The organism is Lentilitoribacter sp. Alg239-R112 (assembly GCF_900537175.1).
Lineage (GTDB): Bacteria > Pseudomonadota > Alphaproteobacteria > Rhizobiales > Rhizobiaceae > Lentilitoribacter.
Genome location: NZ_LS999834.1, coordinates 148,562 through 163,567, shown reverse-complemented (window position 1 = coordinate 163,567; position 15,006 = coordinate 148,562). Strand labels below are relative to the sequence as shown.

16 protein-coding genes are annotated in these 15,006 nt (G+C 43.7%); 4 read left to right on the top strand and 12 right to left on the bottom strand.

Annotated elements, in window-relative coordinates; genetic code table 11:
* Positions 1–85: 85 nt before the first annotated feature.
* Positions 86–991 carry a helix-turn-helix domain-containing protein gene (locus G3W54_RS14060; protein ID WP_162653912.1) on the top strand — a complete coding sequence of 302 codons (906 nt, stop codon included), beginning with the start codon at positions 86–88 and terminating at the stop codon, positions 989–991.
* 93 nt (positions 992–1,084) lie between these two features.
* Here G3W54_RS14060 and G3W54_RS14055 read toward each other — a convergent pair whose 3' ends face one another.
* Entirely contained in the window at positions 1,085–1,750 is a 666-nt protein-coding gene (locus G3W54_RS14055) for a glutathione S-transferase family protein (protein WP_162653910.1), read from the bottom strand.
* Between the two features lie 8 nt (positions 1,751–1,758).
* The gene (locus tag G3W54_RS14050) at positions 1,759–2,175 is read right to left on the bottom strand and encodes an antibiotic biosynthesis monooxygenase family protein (protein WP_162653908.1); all 417 of its coding nucleotides are present in this window, start codon (positions 2,173–2,175) and stop codon (positions 1,759–1,761) included.
* 67 nt (positions 2,176–2,242) lie between these two features.
* Between G3W54_RS14050 and G3W54_RS14045 the strand changes: the two genes are divergently transcribed.
* The gene (locus tag G3W54_RS14045) at positions 2,243–2,821 is read left to right on the top strand and encodes a TetR/AcrR family transcriptional regulator (protein WP_197742872.1); all 579 of its coding nucleotides are present in this window, start codon (positions 2,243–2,245) and stop codon (positions 2,819–2,821) included.
* Positions 2,822–2,991: 170 nt separating this feature from the next.
* Here the strand turns inward: G3W54_RS14045 and G3W54_RS14040 are convergent, their stop codons facing one another.
* From G3W54_RS14040 to cysG, 5 genes are all read right to left on the bottom strand, one after another.
* Entirely contained in the window at positions 2,992–3,132 is a 141-nt protein-coding gene (locus G3W54_RS14040; RefSeq protein WP_162653906.1) for a hypothetical protein, read from the bottom strand.
* 157 nt (positions 3,133–3,289) lie between these two features.
* Positions 3,290–3,769 (bottom strand): DUF934 domain-containing protein, encoded by a 480-nt coding sequence (locus G3W54_RS14035; protein WP_162653904.1) that lies wholly within the window; start codon positions 3,767–3,769, stop codon positions 3,290–3,292.
* Positions 3,770–3,778: 9 nt separating this feature from the next.
* Positions 3,779–5,446, bottom strand: coding sequence for a nitrite/sulfite reductase (locus G3W54_RS14030; protein WP_162653903.1), 1,668 nt, complete (start codon positions 5,444–5,446; stop codon positions 3,779–3,781).
* A gap of 9 nt (positions 5,447–5,455) precedes the next feature.
* On the bottom strand, positions 5,456–5,770 hold the full coding sequence (locus G3W54_RS14025) for a DUF2849 domain-containing protein (protein WP_162653901.1): 315 nt from the start codon (positions 5,768–5,770) through the stop codon (positions 5,456–5,458).
* Position 5,771: 1 nt separating this feature from the next.
* Entirely contained in the window at positions 5,772–7,211 is a 1,440-nt protein-coding gene (cysG, locus tag G3W54_RS14020; RefSeq protein WP_162653899.1) for a siroheme synthase CysG, read from the bottom strand.
* 164 nt (positions 7,212–7,375) lie between these two features.
* On the opposite strand from cysG, the gene G3W54_RS14015 reads away from it, so the two are divergent.
* Both G3W54_RS14015 and mazG read left to right on the top strand, forming a co-directional pair.
* A complete protein-coding gene (locus tag G3W54_RS14015; RefSeq protein WP_162653897.1) occupies positions 7,376–7,984 on the top strand; it encodes a nucleoside deaminase in 609 nt (202 codons plus the stop codon).
* 17 nt (positions 7,985–8,001) lie between these two features.
* Positions 8,002–8,820, top strand: a complete 819-nt coding sequence (gene mazG / locus G3W54_RS14010; RefSeq protein WP_162653895.1) for a nucleoside triphosphate pyrophosphohydrolase — start codon at positions 8,002–8,004, stop codon at positions 8,818–8,820.
* Here the strand turns inward: mazG and hflX are convergent.
* From hflX to G3W54_RS13985, 5 genes are all read right to left on the bottom strand, one after another.
* On the bottom strand, positions 8,815–10,092 hold the full coding sequence (hflX, locus tag G3W54_RS14005) for a GTPase HflX (protein ID WP_244627962.1): 1,278 nt from the start codon (positions 10,090–10,092) through the stop codon (positions 8,815–8,817). The two genes, mazG and hflX, sit on opposite strands and share 6 nt — an antisense overlap.
* 111 nt (positions 10,093–10,203) lie before the next feature.
* Positions 10,204–10,452: an RNA chaperone Hfq gene (hfq, locus tag G3W54_RS14000; protein ID WP_162653891.1), complete on the bottom strand. Its 249-nt coding sequence runs from the start codon at positions 10,450–10,452 to the stop codon at positions 10,204–10,206.
* Between the two features lie 210 nt (positions 10,453–10,662).
* Complete coding sequence (locus G3W54_RS13995; RefSeq protein ID WP_162653889.1) at positions 10,663–12,150, bottom strand: TrkH family potassium uptake protein; 1,488 nt, start codon at positions 12,148–12,150, stop codon at positions 10,663–10,665.
* A gap of 9 nt (positions 12,151–12,159) precedes the next feature.
* Positions 12,160–13,536 (bottom strand): Trk system potassium transporter TrkA, encoded by a 1,377-nt coding sequence (gene trkA, locus G3W54_RS13990; protein ID WP_162653887.1) that lies wholly within the window; start codon positions 13,534–13,536, stop codon positions 12,160–12,162.
* Between the two features lie 87 nt (positions 13,537–13,623).
* Positions 13,624–15,000: a sigma-54 dependent transcriptional regulator gene (locus tag G3W54_RS13985; RefSeq protein ID WP_162653885.1), complete on the bottom strand. Its 1,377-nt coding sequence runs from the start codon at positions 14,998–15,000 to the stop codon at positions 13,624–13,626.
* Positions 15,001–15,006 lie beyond the last annotated feature (6 nt).

Genomic DNA, 15,006 nt, shown 5'->3' with positions numbered 1-15,006 from the left:
TAGAAAAGAACTGAGATATCTGCGATAGATCAAAAATGCCGGAAATCGCGCACAAACTTGCGATTGCTCATGAAAGTAAAAACATATGCCAAAATTACTTGCGACTTTTGATGATTTAGACGATAGCTGTCTTATCATCCCGGAAGGTTTGGACAATTTTGCAGACGCTAAGGCCGTTATGAAATATGGAAAAAGCGCTATATATCATAAGCTTATCAATTCGGAAGCTTTGGATGTCGAGTTTCACGTTAATCTGCCTTGTTTGTGTTTTATCCTACAGGGGCAGGAGACTTTTATAACCCCCAACGGTACAGAAATAGTAGTAAATGCCAATGAGATGGTCTTATTTTCTCGAGATGTTCACATGGTATCAAACTTCTACAATAGGTCTGGTCAATTGGAGGCATTTTTATTCTTCTTTGATCAAGATATAATTTCCAAATTCAAGAGACGGATAAGTTCTTCTGAATGCCAAACTGAAGCCAAGGCCAATAGTTACAAAATATCAGCAAATGAAAATCTATCTGAATTTATGCATTCGCTATTGAAAATCTATAACAATTCCAGCGGATCAGCTGATCTTCTGGATATCAAATTAATGGAGTTGCTGCACTTAGTTAAACTGGCTGACAACACAGGATACTTCGAATCTTTTCTGAATGAAAATAATGCCGAAAGTGGTCGTCGAAATATCCAGCATATCATGCGTCGGCATTTCACACATAATCTCAAAGTACAGGATTATGCTCGTTTATCCGGTCGCTCGGTCTCAACATTTAACAGAGAGTTCAAACGTCAGTTTAATATTGCACCTAGTCAATGGCTCATCGACAAACGACTTTCGGAAGCACATAACCTATTGTTGAAGACACAGATGCAAGTCACTGAAATTGCATTAGAAGTCGGATATGATAACACATCTCATTTCATATCAAAATTCAAACAGAAATACGGACAAACCCCAAAACGCGTTCAAGCTTCAAATCTATAGTCGACTTGTAGGCATCATAAAAAGTTCCATAATATATCTTATGCGACTTTGATTTGTAACGCCCATTTAGTAATGTCTCACTGATGCTAAACTTTAAGCTTCAATTGTTTCTCTAGGTCGTTTTGGTTCCGGAAAGTTGGGTAAAACTGCTGGTATTGAAACAGCTTTGATCACATTGGGTCGTTCGGCCATCTGTTTGCACCACGCCTCTAGGTTCGGATGTTTTTCAACACCGAAACCCATATGTATTGCTGTGTGCATCCAACCATAGACGGCCATGTCCACAATGGAATATTCATCCAAGAACCATATACCAGATCGGCTCAAATATTCTTCTAATACACCATATAGACGCTCACCCTCTTTAGTGTAGCGTGCAAGTGCATAGGTGTTGTCAAAACCTCCCGAATGAAATGCAAAGTGTGCACGTTGCCCAAATAATGGCCCAACAGAAGCTGCTTGGAAAAACAAAAGCTCCATAGCCTTTGCATACCCGTGATCATCTTCAGGGAAGAAACCTCCCCTCTTCTTTGCCAGATAGAGTAAAATTGCATTTGATTCAGAGATGGTAATACCATTGTCATGATCGTGTAAAATCGGAATTTTAGCATTTGGATTCATTGCAATAATATTGGGTTCAAACTGTTTGCCCGAGCGCACGTCGACAGTCTTCAACTCGTAATCAAAGCCCATCTCTTCCAAACCAATTGTAACCTTATAAACGTTTGGTGTATTTAATCCGTAAAGTGTCAACATCATACCGTTCCTTAGTTTTTGGACTGGTGAACGGACATTATTTTGTAGGGATGGAAGTCTGGTGTGGCCATTGTAAACACCTGCGCCATGTCAGGAGCATTTCCTGATTGAAGTTTGGCAACAAATGCCTCAAGTGACTTTTGGTCCTCCCATTGCGCATAATTTACCACATGTTTGGAATCAAGAGACTTATGGACGTTGCCGGATATGAACCCAGGTTCGTTTATTAAAGTGGATTGTAGCGCCAATTCAAGTTGGGCAACAAGAGCGTCCTGATCTCCGTTCTTTGGTGTTAAAACATTGATCATTGTTAAGATTGGTGCGCTCGGGTCAATTGCGCTGGTTGTCTGTGCGTCCCGTGCAATTGCGATAGACCCAACACTAAGGGATGCGATTAGTGCTGTTGTTGATATGATTTTATAGAACATTGATAATCTCCAATTTTAATATATAGTGATCATTACAAAAATAAAAACGAAACTCAAGGATTATTTAGTGACCGATACAAAAAAGAAGCGTGGACGCCCTCGGGGATTCGATAAAGAGAAAGCGACAAACATCGCACTTAAGCTGTTTTGGGACGATGGTTACGAGGCGACTGGCCTGTCAAAGCTCACCTCGAATATTGGTGTAGGCGCACCTAGTTTATATGCAGCATTTGGATCAAAAGCTGATCTATTTGCCCAGACTGTACAACTATATCAGGATCGCTGTGCGCCCCTGTTTGAGCCGGCTTTTCAGGCAAATAATCTGGAAGATTTTACTGAGCTCCTATTTAGCGCTGCGGTTGAAAGCTACACGTCGCCGGATGGAGGACGAGGCTGCCTCGTACTGGATGGCACCCGTAATGCGTCTGATCCGGATGCGCTGAAAATCACACAGAAAGTTCGTGACGATTTTCGTGCCCAATTAGTGGTAAAGTTGAGTGAATTAAAGGTTCAAGACCCATCCAAGGTGGCAGATACCTACCAAACCGCCATGATCGGATTATCCGGTGCAGCGCGCCATCATCTTTCCAAGAACAGATTGCAGGAAATAGCATCAATGCTTGTTCACAGCTTCCAGAAAATTTGAATCGGCTTTTAAGGACTATAATATTAACGTATAAATTACAGCGGATGATTATTCGTGCTGCCGCACCATTAATGCCTGCAGAAAAACATTGCCCCAATGCCCTGCCCATGATCCGTTTAATCATCACAATCATTAACAGATCCACAAAATACCAACGGATCGTTCAACTCCTAACGCTTGAACATTTCACTATAGGATTTTTCAATACCCAAATTTTTCAGATGTGTTTTTGACGGTGCTTTTCCGTTTTCAATTGCGGTACCTACTGCATATGCGCTGCGGACCTGTTGTAATAAGCTGGGAAATTTCATGGCTGTGTTTCCTTAACATTGCTGATAGATAATACGCCTTCCCTTGCTATAAAGGTAACGCACTTTCATCATTGCAGCGCTGCAATTAGTGCATAGCAACAAATGCCCCACAGTATCTGTTAGATTGCAATATGGGGCATTAAAGGAATTGTGATTTCTAACTTGCAGGCTTTGCCATATATCGCCAGCTATAGGAATTGGCCTTGAATGGCTCGTCCATTGATGGTTGATAATGATGGCTAATTCCAGGAATGTGCCCCTCGCCCAAATGACGAATTGTTGGCTCATCACTCACTTCAAAACTATCAATCCCACAACGGAGCATAAGAGGCACCTGATCCAAAAGCACATGGCCAAATGCGCGAATTTCACCTTTATATTCAAGACGATCACGCAATAACGATGCATGTGAAAACGCACGACCATCGTTAAAGGCAGGAAATTGAACAGCCACAATGCTTAATTTATCCAAATACTTGGAAAGTTCAGCCACATCATCTGATGGTTCAATACGTACAGCAAGATCGTTACCTGTCGCATCGGCCAAATCAGAAATCGTAAGATATTCTGCACCATCGGCAAGGATACCAAATTCGCTGTCGGCTTGAAAACCGGATTTTGTCCAAATTTGTGTCATATCAGGTCCTTAAGCCAGTTTTTTCTTGCCATAGAGCGCTTCTTTAAACGGCTCCATACCCACACGACGATAAGCGTCTATAAAGGCCTCATCATCATTTGTGCGAAGGTCCAGATACGTATCAACAACAGTTTCAATCGCATCGGTGATCTTATCTGGCTCAAACCCGGGTCCGGTGATGTTGCCAATGGATGTATTCTCATCCGCCGAACCACCAAGAGTGAGCTGATAAAGTTCAGCACCCTTCTTCTCAACGCCCAAAATACCGATATGACCAACATGGTGATGACCACAGGCATTAATACAGCCGGAAATTTTTATTTTAAGATCGCCAATTTTCTGCTGACGTGCATCATCGCCGAAGCGGTTGGATATCTCTTGCGCAACTGGAATTGAGCGGGCATTTGCCAGAGCGCAGTAATCAAGACCCGGACACGCAATAATGTCTGTCACAAGACCTGCATTTCCTGTTGCCAATCCATGGGCAGCCAAAACGCGATAAAGAGGCTCAAGATCGGCAAGTGCGACATGCGGCAAAACCAAGTTCTGTTCATGTGTGACGCGAACTTCATCATTGCCATATTCTTCAGCCAAATCTGCAACCAAGTCGAGCTGGGCGTCTGTTGCATCACCAGGAACACCACCGATTGGCTTGAGTGAAATTGTCACTGTGCCGTAATCAGGGTGATGGTGCGGGCCAACATTTTGCCCTACCCAGGTTGCAAATGAAGCATCTGCTTTTTTCCATTCAGCCAGCTGTCCCCAACCCTCTGCACGATCTACAAGCTTGGGAGGCTCGAAATATTTTGTTATAGCTGCAATATCTTCGTCCGGAAGCTTAAGTTCTGTATCTTTAAGATGCGCCCATTCAGTTTCAATTTGCGCTTTCAACTCATTAAGACCTGTTTCATGCACAAGGATTTTAATCCGTGCTTTGTATTTGTTATCGCGGCGACCATGCAAGTTGTACACACGCATAATGGCTGTTGTATAAGATAGTAGATCGCTTTCAGGCAAAAAGTCTTTGACTTTTTTAGCAATCATAGGTGTACGCCCCTGCCCGCCGCCAATATAGACGGTAAAGCCCATTTCACCTGCCTCGTTTTTCACAAGCTGCAAGCCGATATCATGCACCTGAATGGCCGCACGATCATTTGGTGCGCCTGTTACTGCAATCTTGAATTTACGTGGGAGAAAAGAAAATTCAGGATGAATAGACGACCACTGACGTAAAATCTCAGCATAGGGACGAGGATCTGCAATTTCATCGGCGGCAGCACCGGCAAACTGATCTGTCGTCACATTACGAATACAATTGCCGGATGTTTGGATCGCGTGCATTTCAACGCTTGCTAAATCTTCCAGAATTGCGGGAATATCAGATAGTTTAGGCCAGTTAAACTGGATATTCTGACGAGTTGTAAAATGGCCATAGCCACGATCATACTTGCGCGCAACATGGGCCAGCATCCGCACTTGTTTGGGCGATAAAGTGCCATAGGGAACGGCAACACGGAGCATATATGCATGGAGCTGCAAATATACACCATTCATCAAACGAAGCGGTTTAAATGCGTCTTCTGAAATATCACCAGAAACCCTGCGTTCAACCTGATCTTTAAACTGAGCTACGCGCTCGTTCACGAACGCGTGATCAAACTCATCATATCTATACATTATGTATCCTTAGGCAGCTTTTATCGCTGCGTTATCAGCTAACGCATCATAACCATAGGCAACACTTGGGCCGTGCGAGCGAATGCGCTCACGCAAGCGCGTTGGCCAGATGCCATTTTCTCTTTCAACAACATCGATCACAGCAACATCAACAACAAGATTATCAGAAACGGCTTTCTTTCCTGTCTCTTCAAGAGTGGCAACAGCTTCATCATGACGGGCGATAAATGCGTCTTTCAACTCTTCACACCATTCGCCCTGAGCATTGAGCCAAACGCTATTGCCATCGATTAGTTTATTTGCAGTCAAGACTTTAGAAATCATACTATGCTCCAATAGTTGTTTTTAGTTTGTTATTTGAAAATTCAAGAAGCGGTGTTGAATGGTCGAAAGTTGCACCAGCAACGGCTTCCCCAATAATCACCATGACAGGGCCAGCAAGATCTGTTCGATCTTCCAGCGCTGGTAAGTTTTGTAGTATGCCATGCATTAGTTTTTTGTCCGCACGACCGGCATTTTCAACAACGGCAACACTTACACTGCCATCAAGGCCAGCTTCCATAAGCTTATTCGCAACCGTCGCCGCAACTGTGCGGCCCATATAAACCGCAATCGTCGCACCTGAAATTGCCAAACGTGCCCAATCAGGTAACGCGGCACCTGTTAGATCGTGACCTGTTGTGAAAACAAGTGAAGATGACACACCGCGAAGAGTAAGCGGCAAATCAAAATCAGCGGCCGCGGCAAATGCGGATGTGATTCCCGGCACAATTTCATAAGAGATGCCGGCATCGCGCAATGCGGCCATTTCCTCACCAGCACGGCCATATATGAGTGGATCGCCAGATTTAAGACGCACTATGCGTTTTCCAGACGATGCTAATTCGACAAGTAGATCATTGATTTGATCTTGTGATTTTGAATGACAGCCCTTGCGTTTTCCAACTGATATACGTTCCGCATCACGGCGCCCCATATTTACAACTGCCATTGGTACAAGCGCGTCATGTAAAATTACATCAGCTTCCATCATGACGCGCTGTGCACGCAATGTCAGCAAATCTTCTGCACCCGGGCCCGCACCCACAAGCCAAACATGACCTTGGGCTTCTTCACGCTCACGCAGAATACGCGTAGCGATACGTCGGGCATCTGAAATATTGCCCATTGCCACTTTATCGGCAATATCGCCAGTAAAAAAACGACGCCAGAAAACGCGGCGAGTTACGCCACGTGGCACCATGTGATCAACGGCTTTACGATACTGCTGTGCAAGTCGCGCCAGGGGACCAAGAGAGGGAGATAACATCTGATCTATACGAGCACGTACGATCTGACCAAGAACCGGCCCAGCACCTTCTGTACCGATCGCGATTGATAGTGGTGCACGATTAACCAGAGCCGGCGTATAAAAATCACACCAATCTGGCTGATCGACAGCATTTGCCGGGATTTTTAACTCACGGGCAGCGGTTACAATCTGCTGATCAAGCAATTCATCGCCAGTTCCAGCGAATACCATAGCCGCATCTTCAAGTTGGCTAGCATCAAATTTAGCACGAATGAGCTCATAGCCTTCTTTGGCTGCAAATTTAACAAGATCTGCTTCTGGCGCGTCAGCATAAACAATAATGTCGGCACGGCTATTTGAGAGCAGACGCAGTTTTGCAAATGCTTCATCACCATTACCAAAGATCGCAACTTTCTCGCCTTCTACCTTAAAGAAGGTAGGAAATGCGATAAGTTTGTCTTCAATTGCAGCCATAACTAAGTCCTGTTTCGTATCTCGGCGTATTTTGGCTACTTTCAAAATTAAATTGAAGGAACAACAATCGAAGTTTTGATCACGAAGGGTATGATTTTTCTCAATTCGGTGCGAAAAGGAGAAAACGAATTCTCTTACCGTATTTTCTACCCGGAGAGCCAAATATGACGCCACCAAACTTTAACGATGAAATCTTGCTTACTAAGATGCTAAATGTGTTGGAGAATGATATCGTTCCGATGACCCAGAAAGGTGTTGAACTCGGCAATAAAATTTTTGGTGCAGCCGTTTTGCGAAAAAGTGATTATTCGCTTGTTTTGGCAGAAACAAATAACGAGATGGAAAATCCACTTTGGCATGGCGAAGTGCATCTTTTAAAACGATTTTATGAAATAGATGCGAATAAGCGCCCTCCAACCTCTGAGCTCATTTTTCTGACCACTCACGAGCCGTGCACAATGTGCATGTCTGCAATTACATGGGCCGGATTTGACAATTATTTCTACTTCTTCTCACATGTTGATTCTAAAGATGCATTTGCAATCCCTCACGATCTCAAAATCATGAAAGAACTTTATGGACTGGATGCAGGTGGCTACAATCATGAGAACGCATTTTTTACGGCAAAAGGTATCGTTGAAGGAATAAACTCTCTCAATAGCGACAAAAAGGCTGATCTTCTGGCGCAAGTAGATAGAATTGCTAAAAGCTATGATGAAATGTCGGCAACCTATCAGAACAGTAAATCAGAAAATGATATTCCGCTAAGTTAAATAGCCAGGAAGTTAATATGACACCTTCAAACGATATTGTGCGTTTACTTGAAGTAATGGCCGCACTTAGGGATAAAGAAACAGGCTGTCCTTGGGATATTGAGCAAAATTTCGAAACAATTAAACCCTATACATTAGAGGAAGCTTACGAGGTTGCGGACGCTATAGAGCGAAATGATCCTGAGGATTTATGTGACGAATTGGGAGACTTGTTGTTGCAAGTCGTCTTTCACGCACAAATGGCCAAGGAGGAAGGTCTATTCTCATTCGAGGATGTGGTTTATGCAATCAATAAAAAGATGATCCGCCGACACCCACACGTTTTTGGCGATGGTAATGCGAAAACAGGTGGAGAAGTAAAAGTCCGTTGGGATGAAATCAAAGCCGAAGAAAAGCAGGAACGTAGTGAAAGACGCCGCGCTCGTGGTTTAGCTGAGGAAGATAGCAGAGGTCTACTGGATACAGTTTCACGCGCGATGCCAGCCAATGAAGAGGCATTAAAAATTCAGCAAAAGGCATCAAAAGTTGGTTTTGACTGGAATGATCCATCATTGGTTTTAGATAAGATGGAAGAAGAAATCGCTGAATTACGGGCTGAAATTTCTAAGGGAAACAAAGACCAAGTCGCGGATGAAATGGGCGATTTGATGTTTGTTCTCGTCAATCTGGCACGGCATCTAAATGTCAATCCTGAGATGGCCCTACGCGGCACTAATACAAAATTTCGAAAACGTTTTTCGTATATAGAACAAAGCCTTGCAGATAATAATTTAGATATTAAATCAGCAACATTAGAGCAGATGGAAGCCCTGTGGGTTGAGGCAAAATCTTTATAGAAAATGGACTTGATGTCGATTCAAAAGTTCTTCGGCATCATGCTCTGTTACCTCAATATCCAATTGAACAGACCCATCTTCCTGATCTTTTCTGGCCAATACTTTTGTGTTCTCATAAATCCAAGGCAATATCCGCATCTGAGCTGGCTTTAACTCAATTGTGCGCTCCGTAATTCGACCGGATAGCTCCTTCTCAATTAAATTTAGAAGCTCACCAATGCCCTGCCCTGTAAGCGCAGACACACCTATCGCCTTTTCATGCCCGTCAGCCTTCTCACGGAATTGATCGGCTATTTCAGGCTCAAGATCATCCAACTTATTCCAGACCTCAATGATGTTTGCGTTCTCTTTGTCCTTAAGACCAAGAGTAGACAAAATCTGCATGACGTCATTCGCCTGAATTTCATGATCTGGATCAGTCATATCCCGCACATGGAGGATTAGATCGGCCTCCAGCACTTCCTCTAACGTGGCACGGAATGCCGCAACTAAGTGAGTGGGCAAATCGGAAATAAATCCCACTGTGTCAGACAAAATAACCGAACGCCCGAGAGGCAGCGACATTTTACGAAGGGTTGGGTCTAGCGTTGCAAAAAGCATATCGTGAGCCAACACGTCAGCGCCGGTAATTTTGTTAAAGAGCGTTGATTTACCGGCGTTCGTATATCCTACAAGGGCGACGATAGGGTGCGGGACCTTTTGCCGTTTAGAGCGATGAAGCTGCCTCGTGCGCCGAACCTGCTCCAGTTCACGCTCTAAACTTGAAATACGGCTTTGCAGCATGCGCCTATCAGATTCGATTTGCGTCTCACCTGGACCACCCATAAAGCCGCCGCCGCCGCGTTGACGTTCCAAGTGCGTCCAACTGCGCACCAAACGTCCTTTTTGATAATTCAAATGGGCCAGCTCTACCTGCAACACACCCTCTTTTGTAGAGGCTCGTTTACCAAAAATTTCGAGAATGAGCCCCGTACGGTCAATAACCTTACAATGCCAAGCCTCTTCCAAATTTCGCTGTTGGATAGGCGATAATGCGTGATCAACAATGACAAGTTCAGCCTCATACTGCTTGATAAGGCTTGCGACCTCGTCCACCTTACCTGAACCAAGCAAGGTTGAGGCTTTAGCTTTAGGTAAGGTGACGGTCAGCGACAACACAACGTTCAGATCAATCGCATGAGCTAGACCGATTGCCTCGTCTTTACGTGCTTCACCATCCCGCATCACCTCTGTTCCGAGTGAGACCTGTTTGGGATCAGATCGTCGCCGGATTGTCGGAGCAATGACTATGGTGCGGGCAGCACGAATGCCATCATCTGTTTCTAAACCAGTCGAGTCTTGCTTAGAAAATGGTGTATCGAACGTATCTATTGCTTCTGATCCTTATTGATCGCCAGCACCTTCTTCGATTTCAAACATCTGCAATTGGGAGCCTGGCATGATAGTGGAGATGGCATGCTTATAAACCAATTGTGAGTGACCGTCACGTCGTAATAGTACACAAAAATTGTCGAATGATGTAACAACGCCTGTCAATTTAACACCGTTGATCAAAAATATTGTGAGTGACATTTTTTGTTTTCGAACGCTGTTCAAAAATAAGTCTTGCAAATTTTGAGATTTATCAGCCATATTTTTTTTCCCCGTTTTCTATATTGTTTTTCGGATCTATTTATTAGCTTCAACATTGTGGTGCAGAAAATAAAGCAATCAGCATTCACATCTAACAGCCTCAACTAGAAACATAAATGGTTAAATTTAGTAGTTTCTGGAAAATTTTAGATTGTTTTTATTCAAAATCGACAGATTTGGCTATTTTTTCAATCACCGCTATATGCCAACCTATCGATTTAACCAATATCTGAAATTCAGAACAGCAAAAACGGCGATAACTTCAAGGCGTCCGACCAGCATTAATGCGCTAAAAACGATGTAAGACAATGTATTTCCATCGCTCAAAGACGGCCACGCGACACCTTCAGCTAGCGAAATTTCGGATAGTGTCGGAATAAGCGCATCATAAATTGGGGCTGCGTTAGAAAAAAGTGCAATTGCCAATGTCGCCGCAGCATCAAATGAAAACCCAAAGAATGAAATTAGAAAGGCACCAATGCCTACCAGAATAAGTGAGAGAATAAAGTGTGACCAAATCGCTGCCATTTTTTGCTCATCGATCACAACTTCACCAAATCGAAGATTTTGAACACTTGTGGGATGAATGAGTTTCTTCAATTCACGCAAAGCATGGGCAGCCATCATTGCGATTCGATATATCTTGATCCCACCTGTCGTTGAATAAATGCTCGCACCAATAAGAACGACGGCAAGAACCAATACATCAGGAAGAACGGCTATCGCACCGGGGCGGGTTTCCATTCCACTTGTTGCAATAAGAGACGTTGCTGAAAACAACCCCTCGAGAATATGTAACAAAGCATTTTCTGCGGATCTTTCTGAGCCGGCAAGCGAAGCATATCTAAAACCGTAAACGAGACTTAGTACAAGCAATGCAACTAAAATATAATTCAGTTCAACGTTTTTGCGTAAAAATGTTCTTGGACTCCTAATAATGCTGCGTCGCCAAAAGATGTTTAGAGTACCAACAAGAAGACCAATAATGATAACGAATTGTCCAAAACGGCCAACATTTTCGTCCAATGCACCTTCAAATGGAGTAAAGCCACCGGTCGCAATTGCGACCATAGATAACATCATTGAGTTAAGGCTTGTAACACCCGACGCCATTAATCCAACCGCAATCAGAAGCGTGATAATAACATACTCTGTAATTAAGCGTTGATAACCAGAGGAATCCGGCAGCCATGTTTTATTACCAGATTTCGGTCTAAGGGAGCGTTCGGTATTAATAAGACCACCAAATTCACCCGGAGCTAGAATATGTAGCACAGACACAAGGGTGAGAAACCCTCCGTACCACTCCATACATGCACGCCAGACCAACATTGTTTGACTGGAGGCCGATTTTGAAATTAAAGACCCGCCCGATGTTGTTAATGCGGCTACGGATTCAAACCATGCAGCGCCCAAAGGCATATTCAAAAACACCATGAAACTAAATGCGCCAACCAACGATGTGATAAGCCATAAACTTAAGAGCGAAACAAAACTTAAGGAGCGGGACAGGTTATATTCAAGATCAGCAATCGCCGCCAAGATTACAATTGATACAAATATTCCGAGCGTAGAAAATATGAGCATTATACCAGCAAGACCACCCTCACCTTGCCCCAAAGCCACCAATATAGGGATCAATAAGAGCGAGGAAAGTCCGAAAATTGCTAGAGCAATTACATGCACTATACCTGTCATCACAACGCCTTAGAAAAACTCAAGACTGACCCTGAAGAGCTGCTCAACAGCCTTTACTGCATCGGCCGTTGCCAAAATAATAACACGATCATGGGCCTTAATCTGTGTAGCTCCATTTGGTTTGATAACGTTGCCGTCGCGATAGACCGAACCTATACGCATACCTTTTGGTAACTCCAATTCACCTATTGGCTTACCAACCAATGCGGAAGTTTCTAAAGCTTCTGCTTCAATAACTTCAGCTGCCCCCTTCTGCAACGTATATACCGAACGAATTCGACCTCTGCGTACATGCTGTAAAACGCGAGAGATCGTTACGGAGCGCGGATTAATGTCTGCGTCAATTCCAATTGATTTTGTAAACTGCTGATATGTTGGACTATTGATCAAGGCAAGATTTGCACTGCAACCTAAGTGCTTTGCCATAACGCAAGACAAAATATTAATCTGATCATCGTTCGTCAGCGCTATCATAAGATCCGCGTCTTGAATATCAGCCTCTACCAATATTTTTTGTTCAATTGATGAACCATTCAAAACAACTGTTTTATCTAGATTATCAGCAACTTTGAGCGCGCGGTTACGATTATATTCGATGATTTTGACGCGCGTTCGCGACTGACTCTCTTCAATTTTCTTGGCTACATATTCACCAATATTGCCACCACCTGCAATAACAATACGTTGAGCTTCCTGCTCCTCATGCCCAAATAGCGCTAGTGTACGATTAACATGGTTATAACTCGACACAACGTAAGCAACATCACCAACTTCAAGTTGATCAGATGAGTTTGGAACAATAAACTCACCATTACGCCAAACACCAACAATGGTTGCTAGAAGGTCTGGAAACATTTCTGTTAACTGAACAAGTGGCCTATCGACAACCGGGCAATTTTCCTGACATTCAATCGCTGTCATGACGACTTTGTCATCAGCAAAACTCACCACATCAATAGCGCCAGGCAGGGCAATACGGCGCAGTACTTTTTTTCCGACTTCAATCTCTGGTGAAATAATGACATCAATTGGCATGTGATCGCTGGAAAACAAATCAGACCAATGCTGTTGCAAATATCCCTGAGCACGAATACGGGCAATTTTCTTGGGAACATTAAAAAGTGAATGAGCTACCTGGCAAGCGACCATGTTAACTTCATCAGAAAGCGTAACCGCTATAATCATATCAGCTTGTTCGGCACCAGCGCGCGCAAGTATTTCAGGATGAGCACCATGGCCAATATAGCCCCTTACATCAAGGGTATCGCGGATAACCTGAATAAGCTCTTCGGATGTATCAATAATAGATACGTCATTTTCCTCGGCGGCCAATCGTTCAGCAATACCGTATCCGACACGCCCTGCACCACAAATTATAACTTTCATGGCTGTCCCTTATAGCAATTGACGTTCAATTTATACTCACACAATTCAAACTAGCGTGGCTGGTTTACCCCAATTTGATTATGATTGCTATGTGTTTCCAACACCAAGAGATTTTAATTTTCGGTGCAATGCCGATCGTTCCATTCCAACAAAGGATGCTGTTTTAGAAATATTACCGCCAAATCTGCTAATTTGCGCCAGAAGATATTCTCGCTCAAAGGCTTCCCGCGCTTCTCGAATCGGCAGTGTCATAATATGTTGCTGACCACCATCACGTTTCGCCGGACCTAGTTCAGTCACTTCGTCAGGCAACATGTCCACATTGATGACACCATCTGAACTTTGGTCATGTCCTAAGATCATAACTCGTTCGATTATATTTTTTAACTGGCGTATATTTCCGGGCCAAGAATAGGCTTGTAAGACGGCAAGCGCATCATCAGAAATTTTGCACTTTTTTACACCCATTTGTTCAGATACTTGCCTAAGTAACTGATCAACGAGGAAAGGAATATCTTCTCCTCTATCCCTCAACGCAGGCACTTTAACGGGCACGACATTTAATCGATGAAATAAATCTTCGCGAAACTTCTTTGCTACAATCAGCTCTTCAAGGTTCTGTGCGGTGGACGACAAGACCCTGACGTCAACTTTCACACGCTTTGTACCACCTACCCGTTCAAATTGCTGATCTACGAGTACACGAACAATTTTATTTTGTGTTTCAAGCGGCATATCTGCCACTTCATCCAAATATAAAATTCCACCATGAGCTTCTTCCAACGCACCAATTTTTCGCTCTGTTCCGCTAGAATTTTCCGTGCCGAAAAGCTCCACCTCCATCCGTTCAGGTGTAATTGTTGCTGAGTTTAAAACAACAAAAGGCCCGCTTTCACGACTAGAATTTTTATGAATGAGGCGCGCAACGAGTTCCTTACCTGCACCCGAAGGCCCCTTGATCATTATTCGTGAATTTGTTTGTGCAATCTTTTCGACGGTTTGGCGCAATTGTGTGACAGCAAAAGATGCACCCACCAGATCTATATTCTCACCACCCGTTCGCCGCTTAAGGTCTTTTACCTCCTTCTTTAGTTGGGAGGTTTCAATAGCCCGTTCGCTAACCATAATAAGCTGGTCGACTTTAAATGGTTTTTCAATGAAATCATATGCGCCGCGACGGATCGCAGATACCGCTGTTTCAATATTACCGTGTCCGGATATCATAACAATCGGCAAGTCAGGGTATCTCGATTTGATGTCATCAAGCAATGCAAGCCCGTCTAGACGACTTCCCTGTAGCCAAATATCAAGGAAGATAAGGCGCGGAACACGCTCTGCAATGGCAGCAAGCGCGCTATCGCTATCAAAAGCCGTACGCGTCTCATGGCCTTCATCCTCTAAAATTCCCGATACGATCTCGCGAATATCTTCTTCGTCATCCACGATCAAAATGTCAGTTGGCATTCATCA